This window comes from Bacillus sp. N3378-2at (genome assembly GCF_033412715.1).
Taxonomy (GTDB): Bacteria; Bacillota; Bacilli; order Bacillales; family Bacillaceae; genus Bacillus; species Bacillus subtilis.
Window position 1 is genome coordinate 596,862 of the sequence record NZ_CP117986.1, and the last position, 16,261, is coordinate 613,122.

A 16,261-nucleotide genomic window follows, 5' to 3' on the forward strand; every position below is an offset into this window, starting at 1 on the left:
CTCTTGATCTGCGAATAAAAGGGAGGGGATGACATGCACCGGGGCAAAGGGATGAAATTTGTAGGCGACTCAAGGATACCGGCTGAAAAAAAGCCGAATATACCGAAGGATTATTCGGAGTATCCCGGTAAAACAGAGGCTTTCTGGCCAAATTTCTTGTTAAAGGAATGGATGGTTGGAGCTGTCTTTCTCATCGGTTTTCTCGTTTTGACGATTGTGCATCAGCCGCCTTTGGAGCGGATGGCGGACCCGACTGATACTGGTTATATTCCGCTGCCGGATTGGTATTTTCTTTTCTTATACCAGCTGTTGAAGTATGAATACGCCGCCGGAAGCTTTACAGTGGTCGGCGCCATGATTATGCCAGGTCTCGCTTTTGGGGCCCTGCTTTTGGCTCCATTCCTAGACAGAGGGACAGAAAGAAGGCCGTGGAAGCGTCCGGTCGCTGTCGGTATGATGCTTCTGGCCATTTCCGCTGCTGTATTTTTGACGTGGCAGTCAGTTGCTACTCATGACTGGGCCAAGGCAGAAGAACAGGGGAAAATCACAAAAGAAGCCGACATTGACACCAATGCAGAAGGATATAAGGTCTTTAAGGAACAGGGCTGTATTTCTTGCCATGGGGATAACCTTCAGGGAGGAGCGGCCGGGCCTTCATTGGTTGACAGCGGGCTGAAACCGGATGAAATCAAAAAAATAGCTGTAGAAGGGAAAGGCAAAATGCCGGCGGGTGTGTTCAAAGGAAATGATAAGCAACTCGAAGAACTTGCAAAATTTATTTCTGAAACAACCGCAAAATAACGTATTGTGAATTGTCAAATGGAAGGATATACTTTTATTATCAAAAGCTGACCCGGCGTCAGCTTTTTTATTTGGACATATTATTTTTACAGACTGAGAGTTGATTCGATGTGAAATGGTTTCAATATGTATTAGGGCAGCGGCCGATGCTTATTCTTGTCTTAGCCATTAATTTTCTGGGAACGGTTTACGGCTACTATTGGTACTTGCCGCAGCTTTTGGAGACACCGGCCCGTTTCCTGATTTTTGTTCCGGACAGTCCGACAGCAACGTTTTTCTTTCTGTTTGTGCTGCTTGCCTTTCTCATGAAACGGAATGCTCCGCTCTTTGAGGCGCTTGCGCTAGTAACCCTCGTAAAGTATGGCCTATGGGCGGTGGCTATGAATTTTCTTGTGCTTGCAGTAACTGGTGACTTGCCGTGGGAGGGCTACATGCTAATTGCTTCGCATTTTGCAATGGCTGTTCAAGGCGTATTATACAGTCCGTATTTTCGTTTTTCATTTTGGCATCTTGCAATTGCTGCAGTCTGGACACTGCATAACGATGTCATTGACTACTTGTTTGATATGATGCCGCGGTATTCAATGCTTTCTGATTATATGACTGAAATAGGATACGGAACATTTTGGCTAAGCATCTTCTCAATCGCGCTTGCTTACTTTCTTGTGGTCTCAAAAAAGCAAACGAAGCTTGAGCTGATGTAAAGACAATGTTGGTCTATCCTTGTCCCTTTCTTCATATTCTGTAAGGAGAGAGAGTGGGAGGGACCTGCATGAAACGAAAGCTGACGATCTGTTTGTTGATTGCACTTATTTTTTATAATGGAAATGCCAAGGCTGCAGAGCGGGGAAGCCTCGAGGAATTGAATGATTTATCCGATACAGTCTTTCAAATGACCCGACAGGCAAAATATGAAGAGGCGCTTCAAGTCTTGGAGTATTTTGAAAAAACATTAAAATCCGCTGAGAAAAAACAGCAAGACCCCATGCTAACGGGATCCCAAATCCGTCAAATCACATTGGGCTATAATGATATGGTTCGGAGTTTAAAGCAAGCTGATACATCAGACACACAAAAACTCAGAGCAGCCGCGCAGTTCAGGATGCTGATGGATGCGGTTGAAAATCGGTCTGACCCGCTTTGGGGCTCACTGGAAAAACCGATTATGGAAGCTTTTACTGAACTGAAGCGAGATGTCCAAAAGAATGGAAGCACAAGCTTTCATGAAAAATGGAATGAATTTATCAGTTTATATGACTTGATTTACCCCAGTCTTACAATCGATGTATCAGAGGATCAGCTTGAAACAGTCGGAAAACATATAGACGTTATTGAGCAAGAGGAATTTCAGCAAATGACAGAGAGCACGAAGCTTGAACGGCTTTCCCTTCTTCAGCATGACCTGAAAAATGTGTTTGACAGGGTGGAGGAGGATGATGCCGATCCGTCTTTACTCTGGGTGATGATTACAACCGGCAGTATCATCATTACTGCTCTTACCTATGTCGGTTACAGAAAGTACAAGGCGGAAAAAAACAAGCTGAAAAAAAGGGACTACCCTAAATAAGGATGAGGGGCGGCGGTCAGCCGCCTTTTTTCTATTACATGTCAGCGCGGAAGCGGATTTTTATTTTCATCAAGCGTAAATCCTTCTCCGAGCACATCGTGAACATCGCTTACCGCTACAAAGGCATGGGGATCAATGGAGTTAATCACGCTTTTCAGCATCACCAATTCGTTTTTCGGCACCACACAATAAAGTACATCTATATCCTCTTTTGTGTAGGAACCTTGTCCTTTCAAAATGGTGACGCCACGTTCCATTTCTTCAAGAATCTTTTTCTGAATCAGGTCGTTTTTCGAGGAGATGATCGTAGCGCCTTTAGCAGCGTATCCGCCTTCCTGAATAAAATCGATTAATCTTGCCGCTACAAATACAGCTACCAGCGTATACATCGCTTCTTTATAGGAGAGATAAGTAAGCAAAGACAAAATGATGACGCAGGCATCGAAAGCAAACATCGTTCTGCCCATCGGGATCCCAAAATACTTATTCACTAAACGTGCGATGATATCAACACCGCCTGTCGTACCGCCGAACTTAAAAATAATACCCAGTCCGGCTCCGATGAATACGCCGGCAAATAAAGCGGCGAGCGCTAAGTCGTGCTGAAGGGGCATATGGATTTCATATCGCTGAAAGATGCTGAGGAACAAAGACAAGGCTACAGTGCCGACAAGGGTATAAACAAACATTGTCCTGCCGAGCAAACGCCAGCCAATAAAAAAAATCGGGATGTTCAATACCAGGTTCGAGATAGAGGGGCTGATGTGGAAAAGGGCATAAAGCAAAAGTGTAATACCTGTAAAACCGCCCTCAGCCAGATTGTTCTGCATATTGAAATGAACCAAGCCAAATGAAAAAATTGCCGCTCCGATTAAAATAAAAAATATGTTTTTTAATCTAATTTCTCCAAGCATCACACAAAACCCCTTTTCCTTCCATTAGATAGCGTTTATATTATAGTGGATGAAAAAGAAAACAGCAAACGTGCTTAAACATTTGTCAAACGTATCTGAATTAGCTAACATGTAAGAGGATGATAGGAGGTTTCGTTCAGTGAGTGATAAAACAATGAAAGACATACAGGCTGAAGTAGACCGTTACATCGGCCAATTTAAAGAAGGATATTTTAGCCCGCTGGCCATGATGGCGAGGCTGACTGAAGAACTGGGCGAGCTCGCCAGAGAAGTGAATCACCGTTATGGAGAAAAACCAAAAAAAGCGACTGAAGATGATAAAAGCATGGAAGAGGAAATGGGCGATGTGCTATTTGTATTGGTTTGTTTAGCCAACTCTCTTGATATCTCTTTAGAGGAAGCTCACGACCGAGTCATGCATAAATTTAATACAAGAGATAAAGATCGCTGGACCAGAAAAGAAGAAGGAAAGTAGAGGAGATCAAGATGTCAAACGAAACAATTAAAGTAGTCATTGCGGGACCGCGTGGAAGAATGGGGCAGGAAGCTGTTAAATTGGCAGAACGAACACCTCATTTTGACCTTGTCGGGGCCATAGACCATACATACGATCAGCAAAAATTATCTGATGTGATGCCTGTTGAGTCAGATGCTTTCATTTACACAGATATCCATGCCTGCTTTACAGAAACACAACCGGATGTCTTGATTGATTTAACAACGCCCGAAATCGGAAAAGTACATACAAAAATTGCATTAGAGCACGGAGTCCGTCCAGTTGTCGGAACAACCGGTTTCTCAGAAGCTGATTTAAAAGAGCTCACATCTTTAACAGAAGAAAAAGGGATCGGAGCCATCATCGCGCCAAATTTTGCGCTCGGTGCGATACTGATGATGAAATTTTCAAAAATGGCTGCCAACTATTTTGAGGATGTTGAGATTATTGAGCTTCATCATGACCAGAAGCTTGACGCACCAAGCGGAACTGCGCTTAAAACAGCGGAAATGATTTCAGAAGTCCGTAAAGAAAAGCAGCAAGGACATCCGGATGAAAAAGAAATTCTCCCAGGAGCAAGAGGAGCGGAGCAAAACGGCATTCGCTTGCACAGCGTCCGTCTTCCGGGACTGATCGCGCATCAGGAGGTCATGTTCGGCATGGATGGCCAAACGCTTCAGATACGCCATGATTCTTATAACCGGGCTTCTTTCATGTCAGGCGTTAAACTGTCAGTCGAACAAGTCATGAAGATTGATCAGCTTGTGTACGGTTTAGAAAATATCATTGATTAGACGGGGGGATAAACAATGAAAATTGCTTTGATCGCGCATGACAAGAAAAAACAGGATATGGTTCAATTTACGACTGCCTATCGGGATATTTTAAAGAATCATGATCTATACGCAACCGGAACCACAGGGTTGAAAATTCAAGAGGCGACAGGTCTTCAAATTGAACGTTTTCAATCCGGCCCTTTAGGGGGAGACCAGCAAATCGGTGCACTGATCGCTGCCAATGCACTCGATCTTGTCATTTTTTTGCGCGACCCGCTGACCGCGCAGCCGCATGAACCGGATGTCTCGGCATTAATCCGGTTATGTGATGTGTATTCCATTCCGCTCGCCACAAATATGGGTACTGCGGAAATTCTTGTGCGCACACTTGATGAAGGTGTTTTCGAATTCCGTGACCTTCTTCGGGGAGAAGAGCCGAATGTATAATGCTGACGTTCTTGCTTTTGGCGCCCACAGTGATGATGTCGAGATCGGAATGGGCGGCACAATAGCGAAGTTTGTCAAACAGGGAAAAAAAGTAATGATATGCGACTTGACAGAAGCGGAACTCTCTTCTAACGGTACGGTCAGTTTACGTAAAGAAGAAGCAGCTGAAGCAGCCCGCATATTAGGCGCAGATAAAAGAATTCAGCTGACGCTTCCAGACCGCGGCCTAATAATGAGTGATCAGGCAATTCGGTCGATTGTCACTGTCATCAGAACCTGCCGCCCAAAAGCGGTTTTTATGCCGTATAAAAAGGATCGCCATCCGGATCACGGCAATGCGGCTGCACTGGTGGAAGAAGCGATCTTTTCCGCCGGAATCCATAAATATAAAGATGAAAAAAGCCTTCCGGCGCATAAAGTCAGCAAGGTTTACTATTATATGATAAATGGTTTTCATCAGCCGGATTTTGTCATTGATATCTCGGATACAATAGAGGCAAAGAAACAAAGCCTCAACGCCTACAAAAGCCAGTTTATCCCGTCAAAGGATTCAGTTTCTACTCCTCTGACGAATGGTTATATCGAGATCGTTGAAGCGAGAGAAAAGCTTTACGGTAAAGAAGCGGGCGTGGAGTATGCCGAAGGTTTCTTTTCCAAACGGATGCTGATGCTTGATCATGATGTGCTTGGGGGCGAACAATGAGAAAACTAAAAATAGGAATCACATGCTATCCGAGCGTTGGAGGCTCAGGTATCATTGCGACAGAACTGGGGAAGCAGCTTGCTGAAAAGGGACATGAAATCCATTTCATCACATCAAGCATTCCGTTTAGACTGAATACATATCATCCCAATATTCATTTTCATGAAGTTGAGGTTAATCAATATGCTGTTTTTAAGTATCCTCCGTATGATTTGACATTGGCAAGCAAAATCGCAGAGGTGGCGGAACGGGAGAATTTAGACATTATCCATGCTCACTATGCTCTCCCGCATGCCGTTTGCGCCTATCTTGCAAAACAAATGCTGAAACGCAATATCGGCATTGTTACAACTTTGCATGGCACGGATATCACGGTGTTAGGTTATGATCCGTCTCTAAAAGATCTGATCCGTTTTGCTATTGAGTCATCAGACAGGGTGACGGCCGTCTCCTCAGCGCTTGCGGCTGAAACGTACGATTTAATTAAACCGGAGAAAAAAATTGAAACGATTTATAACTTTATAGACGAGCGCGTGTATCTGAAGAAAAACACAGCGGTGATTAAAGAGAAACATGGAATTTTACCAGATGAAAAAGTCGTCATCCATGTGTCCAACTTTAGAAAGGTTAAACGCGTGCAGGACGTCATCCGTGTGTTCCGCAATATCGCTGGCAAAACGAAAGCGAAGCTGCTTTTAGTCGGAGACGGTCCGGAGAAATCGACAGCCTGCGAGCTTATCAGAAAATATGGCTTGGAAGACCAAGTCTTAATGCTTGGAAATCAAGACCGTGTTGAAGAGCTTTATTCTATTAGCGATTTGAAGCTGCTGCTATCTGAAAAAGAAAGCTTTGGCCTTGTCCTGCTTGAAGCGATGGCTTGCGGAGTGCCTTGTATTGGAACAAACATTGGCGGTATCCCTGAGGTTATAAAAAACAATGTGAGCGGATTTTTGGTGGATGTCGGTGATGTTACGGCCGCAACAGCCCGCGCGATGAGCATTTTAGAAGATGAACAGCTAAGCAATCGTTTTACAAAGGCGGCAATAGAGATGCTTGAAAATGAATTTTCTTCTAAAAAAATTGTCAGCCAGTATGAACAGATTTATGCCGATTTAGCAGAACCGGAGTGATCACATGGAAAAAGTTTTTATCAAAGCACTTCCCGTGCTCCGCATCTTAATCGAAGCAGGCCATCAGGCTTATTTTGTCGGAGGCGCAGTTCGTGACAGCTATATGAAACGAACGATCGGAGATGTCGATATCGCGACAGATGCGGCACCTGATCAAGTAGAACGGCTGTTTCAGCGGACTGTTGATGTAGGCAAAGAGCACGGGACCATTATTGTGCTCTGGGAGGATGAAACCTATGAAGTCACGACATTCCGGACTGAATCTGATTATGTTGATTTCAGAAGACCGTCAGAAGTGCAATTTATCTCATCATTAGAAGAGGATCTAAAACGCAGAGATTTAACGATCAATGCGATGGCCATGACAGCGGACGGGAAGGTGCTTGATTATTTTGGCGGCAAGAAAGATATTGATCAGAAAGTGATTCGAACCGTTGGAAAGCCTGAGGATAGATTTCAAGAGGATGCGCTTCGTATGCTGAGAGCCGTACGCTTTATGAGCCAGCTTGGCTTTACGCTTTCACCGGAAACAGAAGAAGCCATTGCGAAAGAAAAATCACTCCTCTCCCATGTTTCAGTCGAACGAAAAACTATAGAGTTCGAGAAATTGCTGCAGGGAAGAGCTTCTCGCCAGGCGCTTCAAACACTCATTCAAACGAGATTGTATGAAGAGCTTCCTGGTTTTTATCATAAACGAGAAAACCTGATTTCAACGAGTGAGTTTCCATTCTTCTCTTTAACATCCCGTGAGGAGCTTTGGGCTGCTCTTTTAATTAACCTTGGCATAGTCTTGAAAGACGCGCCGCTTTTCCTGAAAGGTTGGAAGCTCCCGGGAAAAGTGATCAAGGAAGCCATTCACATTGCCGATACGTTTGGCCAGAGTCTTGACGTAATGACAATGTACAGAGCTGGGGAAAAAGCACTGCTCTCAGCGGCCAAAATATCGCAGCTTCGGCAAAACGAAAAACTGGATGAAAAGAAACTGAAGGACATTCAGTACGCTTATCAAAACCTGCCGATCAAAAGCCTTAAGGATCTTGATATCACGGGTAAGGACTTGCTTGCGCTTCGAAACCGGCCGGCCGGAAAATGGGTGTCGGAAGAATTACAGCGGATCGAGCAGGCTGTTGTGACAGGGAAGCTCTCCAATCAAAAGAAACACATAGAGGAGTGGCTGAAGACATGCGGTCAACATTAAGAAAAGACCTTATTGAATTATTTTCTCAGGCAGGCAATGAATTTATTTCCGGCCAAAAAATCAGTGATGCTCTCGGCTGTTCAAGAACTGCTGTGTGGAAGCATATTGAAGAGCTTCGGAAAGAGGGTTATGAAGTAGAAGCCGTTAGAAGAAAAGGATATCGGCTCATCAAAAAACCCGGAAAACTCAGTGAAAGCGAAATTCGTTTTGGATTAAAAACGGAAGTGATGGGCCAGCATCTTATTTACCATGACGTTCTTTCAAGCACGCAAAAAACGGCTCATGAGCTCGCGAATAATAACTCACCGGAAGGCACCCTCGTGGTGGCTGACAAACAAACAGCCGGAAGGGGCCGAATGTCTAGGGTATGGCATTCTCAAGAAGGAAACGGCGTTTGGATGAGCCTGATTTTGCGGCCTGACATTCCGCTCCAAAAAACACCGCAGCTGACTCTGCTTGCTGCAGTAGCTGTTGTGCAGGGAATAGAAGAGGCAGCAGGCATCCAAACGGATATTAAATGGCCAAATGATATTTTGATTAACGGAAAAAAAACAGTCGGCATCCTAACGGAAATGCAGGCTGAAGAAGACCGCGTACGTTCAGTGATCATTGGGATCGGCATTAACGTTAACCAGCAGCCTAATGATTTTCCAGATGAATTGAAGGACATCGCGACAAGCCTCAGCCAAGCTGCTGGGGAAAAAATTGATCGGGCCGGCGTCATCCAGCATATTTTACTATGCTTTGAGAAACGGTACCGGGATTATATGACGCACGGATTTACGCCGATTAAGCTTTTATGGGAAAGCTATGCGCTCGGTATTGGCACTAATATGAGAGCCAGAACGTTAAACGGAACCTTTTACGGGAAGGCGTTAGGTATAGATGATGAAGGCGTTCTGCTTTTAGAAACGAACGAAGGCATTAAAAAAATCTATTCTGCCGATATCGAATTGGGCTAATGTGTTGGTACAAGCCCGTTGATTTTGGTATACTTCCATTGGGCAGTATCGCCTGCGAACTGCACCTATTATTAAAATAGATAGACATTGCAGCAGTCTGCCTTGATCCAAAAAAGGACTGGGACAGAGGGATGAAACTCGCCGAACTTTAGAAAGTGAAGAATCCTTCTCGTTGTAACGGAAGGTTTTTTGGCTTGCAGAAGAAACGGCAGATCATCTCCTCTAAACATGAGGAGGAGAAAACATGAAAACAAAACTGGATTTTCTAAAAATGAAGGAGTCTGAAGAACCGATTGTCATGCTGACCGCTTATGATTATCCGGCAGCTAAACTTGCTGAACAAGCGGGAGTTGACATGATTTTAGTCGGTGATTCACTCGGAATGGTCGTCCTCGGCCTTGATTCAACTGTGGGTGTGACAGTTGCGGATATGATTCATCATACAAAAGCCGTTAAAAGGGGTGCGCCGAATACCTTTATTGTGACAGATATGCCGTTTATGTCTTATCACCTGTCCAAGGAAGATACGCTGAAAAATGCAGCGGCTATCGTTCAGGAAAGCGGAGCTGACGCACTGAAGCTTGAGGGCGGAGAAGGCGTGTTTGAATCCATTCGCGCATTGACGCTTGGAGGCATTCCAGTAGTCAGTCACTTAGGTTTGACACCGCAGTCAGTCGGCGTACTGGGCGGCTATAAAGTACAGGGCAAAGACGAACAAAGCGCCAAAAAATTAATAGAAGACAGTATAAAATGCGAAGAAGCAGGAGCTATGATGCTTGTGCTGGAATGTGTACCGGCAGAACTCACAGCCAAAATTGCCGATACGCTAAGCATACCGGTCATTGGAATCGGGGCGGGTGTGAAAGCAGACGGACAAGTTCTCGTTTATCATGATATTATCGGCCACGGTGTTGAGAGAACACCTAAATTTGTAAAGCAATATACGCGTATTGATGAAACCATCGAAACAGCAATCAGCGGATATGTTCAGGATGTAAGACATCGTGCTTTCCCTGAACAAAAGCATTCCTTTCAAATGAACCAGACAGTGCTGGACGGCTTGTACGGGGGAAAATAAGATGAGACAGATTACTGATATTACACAGCTGAAAGAAGCCATAAAACAATATCATTCAGAGGGCAAGTCAATCGGATTTGTTCCGACGATGGGGTTTCTGCATGAGGGGCATTTAACCTTAGCAGACAAAGCAAGACAAGAAAACGACGCCGTTATTATGAGTATTTTTGTGAATCCTGCACAATTCGGCCCTAATGAAGATTTTGAAGCATATCCGCGCGATATTGAGCGGGATGCAGCTCTTGCAGAAAACGCCGGAGTCGATATTTTATTTACGCCAGATGCTCATGATATGTATCCCGGTGAAAAGAATGTCACGATTCATGTAGAAAGACGCACAGACGTGTTATGCGGGCGCTCAAGAGAAGGACATTTTGACGGGGTCGCGATCGTACTGACGAAGCTTTTCAACCTAGTCAAGCCGACTCGTGCCTATTTCGGTTTAAAGGATGCGCAGCAGGTAGCTGTTGTTGATGGGTTAATCAGTGACTTCTTCATGGATATTGAATTGGTTCCTGTCGATACGGTCAGAGAGGAAGACGGCTTAGCTAAAAGCTCTCGCAATGTATACTTAACAGCTGAGGAAAGAAAAGAAGCGCCTAAGCTGTATCGGGCCCTTCAAACAAGTGCGGAGCTGATCCAAGCCGGTGAAAGAGATCCTGAAGCGGTGATAAAAGCTGCAAAAGAAATCATTGAAACGACTAGCGGAACCATAGACTATGTAGAGCTTTATTCCTATCCGGAACTCGAGCCTGTGAATGAAATTGCTGGAAAGATGATTCTCGCTGTTGCAGTTGCTTTTTCAAAAGCGCGTTTAATAGATAATATCATTATTGATATTCGAGAAATGGAGAGAATATAATATGTATCGAACAATGATGAGCGGCAAGCTTCACAGGGCAACTGTTACGGAAGCAAACCTGAACTATGTGGGAAGCATTACAATTGATGAAGATCTCATTGATGCTGTGGGAATGCTTCCTAATGAAAAAGTACAAATTGTGAATAATAATAATGGAGCACGTCTTGAAACGTATATTATTCCTGGTAAACGGGGAAGCGGCGTCATATGCTTAAACGGTGCAGCCGCACGCCTTGTGCAGGAAGGAGATAAGGTCATTATTATTTCCTACAAAATGATGTCTGATCAAGAAGCGGCAAGCCACGAGCCGAAAGTGGCTGTTCTGAATGATCAAAACAAAATTGAACAAATGCTGGGGAACGAACCAGCCCGTACAATTTTGTAGAAGAAAAGCCCCCTTTATCGGGGGTTTTCTTTTAAGATTTTGAGAGTAAAACGGTTTTGCCGCTCCATTTCCGTACAAAACGTGTTACACTTTTGTCGTATGCAAGAATTGAGGTGTCCATTTTAATGAATAAGCAACGGTTCGTTGTTATAGATGTAGAGACAACAGGGAATTCGCCGAAGAAAGGCGATAAAATCATACAAATCGCAGCGGTTGTAATCGAAAATGGACAAATTACTGAGCGGTTTTCAAAATACATTAATCCAAATAAATCAATCCCTGCTTTTATTGAGCAGCTTACTGGAATCTCTAATCAAATGGTCGAGAATGAACAGCCATTTGAAGCAGTTGCTGAAGAAGTATTCCAATTGCTTGACGGCGCTTATTTTGTCGCACACAATATCCATTTTGACCTTGGATTTGTCAAGTATGAGCTACATAAGGCGGGCTTTCAGCTCCCAGATTGTGAAGTGCTTGATACTGTCGAGCTCTCACGTATTGTTTTTCCGGGATTTGAAGGGTATAAGCTGACGGAATTAAGCGAGGAGCTTCAGCTGCGGCATGATCAGCCGCACCGGGCTGACAGCGATGCTGAAGTGACAGGGCTTATTTTTTTGGAAATCCTTGAAAAGCTGCGGCAGCTTCCTTATCCGACATTAAAGCAGTTAAGAAGGCTTTCGCAGCATTTCATCAGTGATCTGACGCATTTGTTGGATATGTTCATTAATGAAAACAGACATACCGAGATACCGGGCTATACGCGCTTTTCTTCGTTTTCTGTCAGAGAACCTGAAGCTATCGATGTTCGTATAAATGAGGACGAGAACTTCTCATTTGAGATCGAAAGCTGGGAAGCGGGAAATGAAAAAGCGCTGTCAGAGTTAATGCCTGGGTATGAAAAAAGAGACGGCCAAATGATGATGATGAGAGAGGTGGCTGATGCGTTTGCCAATCGTGAGCATGCGCTGATTGAAGCTCCTCCAGGCATCGGAAAAACGATTGGCTATCTTATTCCGGCTGCGCTTTTTGCCAAGAAATCAAAAAAGCCGGTCATAATCAGCACGTATTCGACGCTTTTACAGCAGCAGATTCTCACAAAGGATTTGCCGATTGTCCAAGATCTGTTTCCATTTCCGGTAACAGCGGCGATTTTAAAAGGGCAATCGCATTATTTATGCCTGTATAAATTTGAGCAGGTGCTTCATGAAGAAGATGATAATTATGATGCCGTACTGACAAAGGCACAGCTTCTCGTTTGGCTGACAGAGACAAATACAGGAGATGTAGCGGAACTGAATTTGCCTTCAGGCGGAAAATTGCTGTGGGACAGATTGGCTTATGACGATGACTCCTATAAAAGAAGTCGCAGTGAGCATGTGATCGGTTTTTACGAGCGGGCCAAACAGATTGCTTTGCGTTCCGATTTGGTGATCACCAATCATTCTCTTTTGCTGACCGATGAAGGCAGCCAGAAAAAAAGGCTTCCCGAAAGCGGCACATTTATTATTGATGAAGCACACCATTTTGAACGTGCGGCAAGCGAACATTTAGGGAAAAGAGCTACGTACATAGAATTGCATACGAAATTGAGCAGAATCGGCACTCTGAAGGAGCAGGGACTTCTAAAAAAGATGAGACAGCTATTCCAGCGAAACAGCCTGCCGGTTGATTCATTTTTCGAATTGGAAGAGTGGCTTCAGCACGTTCAAGCAGAAAGTGATGCTTTCTTCAGCTCTGTACATTCTTTTGTCAAACGAAGAAAACCTAAAGAAGACTTAAACCGTCTAGTGTTTAAGGTGAACAAAGAAAGCCAGGATAAAAGCTGGTCGATCTTAACAGATGGTGCGGAGAGGCTTTGTTCCATGCTGACACATTTGCAGCAGCTTTTTGAGGCGCAGTCATCCCTTATGGAAAAACATTTGAAGGGTATGAAGAGCAAAACCGTCTTTTTAGCCGATGAATACCAAAGAAGCATGAAAGGCTTGCAGCATTACTGTCAGACGTTGCAGAAGCTCTTCTTTGGGTCTGATGACGATGAAGCGGTTTGGATTGAAATAGATGCAAAGGGTGCGAAAAATGCAGTGGCCATTTACGCACAGCCTCTTGAACCTGGTGAACTTCTGGCTGATCAGTTTTTCGCGCGCAAAAATAGTGTGGTGCTGACATCTGCAACCCTTACAGTCGAAGGTTCTTTTCAATTTATGATTGAACGACTGGGACTGAGTGACTTTTTCCCGCGGACAATGAGAATTGAGTCACCTTTTTCTTACGATGAGCGTATGCAGGTAATGATTCCAAAGGAAATGAAATCAATTCAGGATACCGGGCAACCTGAATTTATACAGGATACAGCCCGTTATATCGAACTGATGGCAAAGGAAAAACAGCCTAAAATCCTTGTGCTGTTTACATCCCATGATATGCTGAAAAAGGTTCACCAGGAGCTCAAGCATAACATGAGTGCTTCCGGCATTCAGCTCTTGGCACAAGGGATTACAGGCGGGAGTCCCGGCAAACTGATGAAGACTTTTAAAACATCCAATCAGGCGATCCTGCTCGGAACAAATCATTTTTGGGAAGGCGTTGATTTCCCTGGTGATGAGCTGACAACAGTAATGATCGTGAGGCTCCCATTCCGGTCCCCTGATCACCCGCTTCATGCTGCAAAATGTGAGCTAGCCCGCAAAAAAGGAAAGAATCCGTTTCAAACAGTGTCATTACCGGAAGCTGTGCTGACCTTCAGGCAAGGAATCGGACGCTTGCTGCGTTCTGCGGGAGACAAGGGAACGATTATGATATTGGACAGACGGATTAAAACCGCTGGTTACGGCCGGCTGTTTCTTGATGCCTTGCCGACAACCTCAGTATCCGAAATGACTGACAGCGAGCTTGAAGCTTATGTTGCAGGGGAAAAAGAATAAAAGCCGCATAAAGCGGCTTTTGCGGTGTGGGAGTAGGATGGTGTTTTATTTAAAAGCGGATTTCCCGCTCTGTGATACTAGTATGGCGTGTCCTGAAATGGAGTATGACTAACAATATTTGTTCAAACTGGAGGATGAAAAAATGGAAAGTAAAATCGAAATTCTTTCAACAATTAATGTAGAGCATTCTGATGATCTGTATAAAATTGTGGACACATTGAATCGTACACTGAAAAGAGACAATCTGATGTTCGGCCTTGCGCTGGATGAAGAAAACAAAAACCAAGCCGTTTTTACCATTTATCGTACGTAGGTGAGAAGATGAGAAAAAAAGCATTAATATTTACCGTCATTTTTGGTATTATTTTTTTAGCAGTACTTCTTGTCTCGGCAAGCATTTATAAATCAGCCATGGCACAAAAGGAAGAGGGGCACGAAGCAGCAGCTGCTGAAGCTAAAAAAGAAACCGATCTCGCCAATGTTGATCAAGTCGAAACATTTGTCGGAAAAGAAAAATATTATGTTGTAAAGGGAACGGATAAAAAAGGCACTGCGTTATATGTCTGGGTTCCTGCTGATAAAAAAGCAAAAATTCTCTCAAAAGAAGCGAAAGAGGGAATCTCTGAAGACAAAGCGGCGAAAATCATAAAGGATGAAGGGCTGGTTTCAAAGCAAAAAGAGGTTCATCTGGCAAGAGAAGGAAACGTCCTGCTTTGGGAAGTGACGTACTTAGACAAAGAAGGGCAATACAGTTTAAGTTATGTGGACTTTACAACTGGAAAGATTCTCAAAAATATCACGCCTTAAGACGAATTAGGGGGAGTTCAAGTTGAAACTGGCAAAAAGAGTATCCGCATTAACACCATCAACCACACTGGCAATCACAGCGAAAGCGAAAGAACTGAAAGCCGCAGGCCATGATGTCATCGGCTTAGGAGCAGGCGAGCCTGACTTCAATACACCGCAGCATATTATTGATGCCGCTGTGCGTTCGATGAACGAGGGCCATACGAAATACACGCCTTCCGGTGGTTTGGCTGAACTGAAAAACAGCATTGCAGAGAAATTTAAACGCGACCAGAATATTGAATACAAACCGTCTCAAATTATTGTCTGCACTGGTGCCAAACATGCTCTGTATACCCTTTTCCAAGTGATTTTGGATGAAGAAGATGAAGTTATTATTCCAACGCCTTACTGGGTAAGCTACCCGGAGCAGGTGAAACTCGCTGGCGGAAAGCCTGTTTATGTAGAAGGGCTTGAGGAAAATCACTTCAAAATTTCGCCTGAGCAGCTGAAAAATGCAATTACGGAAAAAACAAAAGCAATCGTTATTAACTCTCCAAGCAACCCGACTGGTGTCATGTATACGGAAGAAGAACTATCTGCGCTCGGTGAAGTGTGCCTTGAACATGATATCTTGATTGTGTCAGATGAAATTTATGAAAAACTTACATACGGCGGAAAGAAACATGTTTCCATTGCACAGCTGTCAGACAGACTGAAAGAACAAACGGTCATTATAAACGGCGTATCGAAGTCCCACAGCATGACAGGTTGGAGAATCGGTTATGCGGCAGGCTCTGAAGACATTATTAAAGCGATGACGAACCTTGCAAGCCACAGCACGTCAAACCCGACATCAATCGCACAATACGGAGCGATTGCTGCTTATAACGGGCCTTCTGAGCCATTGGAAGAAATGAGAGAAGCATTTGAACATAGATTAAATACGATCTATGCAAAGCTCATAGAAATCCCAGGGTTCAGCTGTGTGAAGCCGGAAGGTGCTTTTTACTTATTCCCAAATGCAAAAGAGGCAGCTCAATCTTGCGGTTTCAAAGATGTAGATGAATTTGTTAAAGCGCTTCTCGAGGAGGAAAAAGTTGCGATTGTTCCAGGATCCGGATTTGGCTCTCCTGAGAATGTCCGTCTTTCTTATGCAACATCGTTAGATCTTCTTGAAAAAGCCATTGAAAGAATCAAGCGTTTTGTAGAAAAACATAGCTAACAGATCAAAA

The 16,261-nt window shown here is 44.1% G+C and carries 18 protein-coding genes; 17 read left to right on the forward strand and 1 reads right to left on the reverse strand.

The features are described 5' to 3' along the window. Positions 1–33 precede the first annotated feature (33 nt). From PUN35_RS03300 to ypjB, 3 genes are all read left to right on the forward strand, one after another. On the forward strand, positions 34–801 hold the full coding sequence (locus tag PUN35_RS03300; RefSeq protein WP_003225562.1) for a menaquinol-cytochrome c reductase cytochrome b/c subunit: 768 nt from the start codon (positions 34–36) through the stop codon (positions 799–801). A 110-nt stretch (positions 802–911) separates the two neighbouring features. Then, positions 912–1,505 carry a lipoprotein heptaprenylglyceryl N-acetyltransferase LhaT gene (locus tag PUN35_RS03305; RefSeq protein WP_014480114.1) on the forward strand — a complete coding sequence of 198 codons (594 nt, stop codon included), beginning with the start codon at positions 912–914 and terminating at the stop codon, positions 1,503–1,505. A 68-nt stretch (positions 1,506–1,573) separates the two neighbouring features. After that, complete coding sequence (gene ypjB / locus PUN35_RS03310) at positions 1,574–2,368, forward strand: sporulation protein YpjB (RefSeq protein ID WP_014480113.1); 795 nt, start codon at positions 1,574–1,576, stop codon at positions 2,366–2,368. Between the two features lie 41 nt (positions 2,369–2,409). Here ypjB and PUN35_RS03315 read toward each other — a convergent pair whose 3' ends face one another. Beyond that, positions 2,410–3,282 (reverse strand): YitT family protein, encoded by an 873-nt coding sequence (locus PUN35_RS03315; protein ID WP_003230635.1) that lies wholly within the window; start codon positions 3,280–3,282, stop codon positions 2,410–2,412. Between the two features lie 139 nt (positions 3,283–3,421). Between PUN35_RS03315 and PUN35_RS03320 the strand changes: the two genes are divergently transcribed. From PUN35_RS03320 to aspB, 14 genes are all read left to right on the forward strand, one after another. Next, positions 3,422–3,757, forward strand: a complete 336-nt coding sequence (locus PUN35_RS03320) for a nucleotide pyrophosphohydrolase (RefSeq protein ID WP_004398044.1) — start codon at positions 3,422–3,424, stop codon at positions 3,755–3,757. Positions 3,758–3,768: 11 nt separating this feature from the next. Next, positions 3,769–4,572 (forward strand): 4-hydroxy-tetrahydrodipicolinate reductase, encoded by an 804-nt coding sequence (gene dapB / locus PUN35_RS03325; RefSeq protein ID WP_003230638.1) that lies wholly within the window; start codon positions 3,769–3,771, stop codon positions 4,570–4,572. A gap of 15 nt (positions 4,573–4,587) precedes the next feature. Then, positions 4,588–5,001 (forward strand): methylglyoxal synthase, encoded by a 414-nt coding sequence (mgsA, locus tag PUN35_RS03330; protein WP_014477171.1) that lies wholly within the window; start codon positions 4,588–4,590, stop codon positions 4,999–5,001. Beyond that, entirely contained in the window at positions 4,994–5,704 is a 711-nt protein-coding gene (gene bshB1, locus PUN35_RS03335; protein WP_014480112.1) for a bacillithiol biosynthesis deacetylase BshB1, read from the forward strand. The genes mgsA and bshB1 overlap by 8 nt, the downstream gene beginning before the upstream one ends. Next, entirely contained in the window at positions 5,701–6,834 is a 1,134-nt protein-coding gene (gene bshA / locus PUN35_RS03340; protein ID WP_014480111.1) for an N-acetyl-alpha-D-glucosaminyl L-malate synthase BshA, read from the forward strand. The genes bshB1 and bshA overlap by 4 nt, the downstream gene beginning before the upstream one ends. Positions 6,835–6,838: 4 nt before the next feature. Next, on the forward strand, positions 6,839–8,032 hold the full coding sequence (locus tag PUN35_RS03345; protein WP_014480110.1) for a CCA tRNA nucleotidyltransferase: 1,194 nt from the start codon (positions 6,839–6,841) through the stop codon (positions 8,030–8,032). Further along, entirely contained in the window at positions 8,017–8,994 is a 978-nt protein-coding gene (locus PUN35_RS03350) for a bifunctional biotin--[acetyl-CoA-carboxylase] synthetase/biotin operon repressor (RefSeq protein WP_014480109.1), read from the forward strand. The genes PUN35_RS03345 and PUN35_RS03350 overlap by 16 nt, the downstream gene beginning before the upstream one ends. Before the next feature lie 244 nt (positions 8,995–9,238). Next, positions 9,239–10,072: a 3-methyl-2-oxobutanoate hydroxymethyltransferase gene (gene panB, locus PUN35_RS03355; protein WP_014480108.1), complete on the forward strand. Its 834-nt coding sequence runs from the start codon at positions 9,239–9,241 to the stop codon at positions 10,070–10,072. 1 nt (position 10,073) lies between these two features. Further along, on the forward strand, positions 10,074–10,934 hold the full coding sequence (panC, locus tag PUN35_RS03360) for a pantoate--beta-alanine ligase (protein ID WP_014480107.1): 861 nt from the start codon (positions 10,074–10,076) through the stop codon (positions 10,932–10,934). A gap of 1 nt (position 10,935) precedes the next feature. Continuing rightward, positions 10,936–11,319 (forward strand): aspartate 1-decarboxylase, encoded by a 384-nt coding sequence (panD, locus tag PUN35_RS03365; protein ID WP_003225586.1) that lies wholly within the window; start codon positions 10,936–10,938, stop codon positions 11,317–11,319. A 125-nt stretch (positions 11,320–11,444) separates the two neighbouring features. Continuing rightward, positions 11,445–14,240, forward strand: a complete 2,796-nt coding sequence (dinG, locus tag PUN35_RS03370) for an ATP-dependent DNA helicase DinG (RefSeq protein WP_014480106.1) — start codon at positions 11,445–11,447, stop codon at positions 14,238–14,240. A gap of 142 nt (positions 14,241–14,382) precedes the next feature. Continuing rightward, positions 14,383–14,553, forward strand: a complete 171-nt coding sequence (locus tag PUN35_RS03375; RefSeq protein WP_003225588.1) for a YpmA family protein — start codon at positions 14,383–14,385, stop codon at positions 14,551–14,553. An 8-nt stretch (positions 14,554–14,561) separates the two neighbouring features. Beyond that, complete coding sequence (gene tseB, locus PUN35_RS03380; RefSeq protein WP_014477164.1) at positions 14,562–15,047, forward strand: cell wall elongation/penicillin-binding protein regulator TseB; 486 nt, start codon at positions 14,562–14,564, stop codon at positions 15,045–15,047. A gap of 22 nt (positions 15,048–15,069) precedes the next feature. Further along, positions 15,070–16,251 (forward strand): aspartate transaminase AspB, encoded by a 1,182-nt coding sequence (aspB, locus tag PUN35_RS03385; RefSeq protein ID WP_003230667.1) that lies wholly within the window; start codon positions 15,070–15,072, stop codon positions 16,249–16,251. The last annotated feature ends 10 nt before the right edge of the window (positions 16,252–16,261 follow it).

Coding starts and splice junctions, on each gene's coding strand:
- panC (WP_014480107.1), top strand. CDS start 10,074: ATGAGACAGATTACTGATATTACACAGCTGAAAGAAGCCATAAAACAA.
- PUN35_RS03375 (WP_003225588.1), top strand. CDS start 14,383: ATGGAAAGTAAAATCGAAATTCTTTCAACAATTAATGTAGAGCATTCT.
- panB (WP_014480108.1), top strand. CDS start 9,239: ATGAAAACAAAACTGGATTTTCTAAAAATGAAGGAGTCTGAAGAACCG.
- mgsA (WP_014477171.1), top strand. CDS start 4,588: ATGAAAATTGCTTTGATCGCGCATGACAAGAAAAAACAGGATATGGTT.
- PUN35_RS03345 (WP_014480110.1), top strand. CDS start 6,839: ATGGAAAAAGTTTTTATCAAAGCACTTCCCGTGCTCCGCATCTTAATC.
- dapB (WP_003230638.1), top strand. CDS start 3,769: ATGTCAAACGAAACAATTAAAGTAGTCATTGCGGGACCGCGTGGAAGA.
- bshA (WP_014480111.1), top strand. CDS start 5,701: ATGAGAAAACTAAAAATAGGAATCACATGCTATCCGAGCGTTGGAGGC.
- bshB1 (WP_014480112.1), top strand. CDS start 4,994: ATGTATAATGCTGACGTTCTTGCTTTTGGCGCCCACAGTGATGATGTC.
- PUN35_RS03315 (WP_003230635.1), bottom strand. CDS start 3,282: ATGCTTGGAGAAATTAGATTAAAAAACATATTTTTTATTTTAATCGGA.
- tseB (WP_014477164.1), top strand. CDS start 14,562: ATGAGAAAAAAAGCATTAATATTTACCGTCATTTTTGGTATTATTTTT.
- PUN35_RS03300 (WP_003225562.1), top strand. CDS start 34: ATGCACCGGGGCAAAGGGATGAAATTTGTAGGCGACTCAAGGATACCG.
- ypjB (WP_014480113.1), top strand. CDS start 1,574: ATGAAACGAAAGCTGACGATCTGTTTGTTGATTGCACTTATTTTTTAT.
- panD (WP_003225586.1), top strand. CDS start 10,936: ATGTATCGAACAATGATGAGCGGCAAGCTTCACAGGGCAACTGTTACG.
- dinG (WP_014480106.1), top strand. CDS start 11,445: ATGAATAAGCAACGGTTCGTTGTTATAGATGTAGAGACAACAGGGAAT.
- PUN35_RS03350 (WP_014480109.1), top strand. CDS start 8,017: ATGCGGTCAACATTAAGAAAAGACCTTATTGAATTATTTTCTCAGGCA.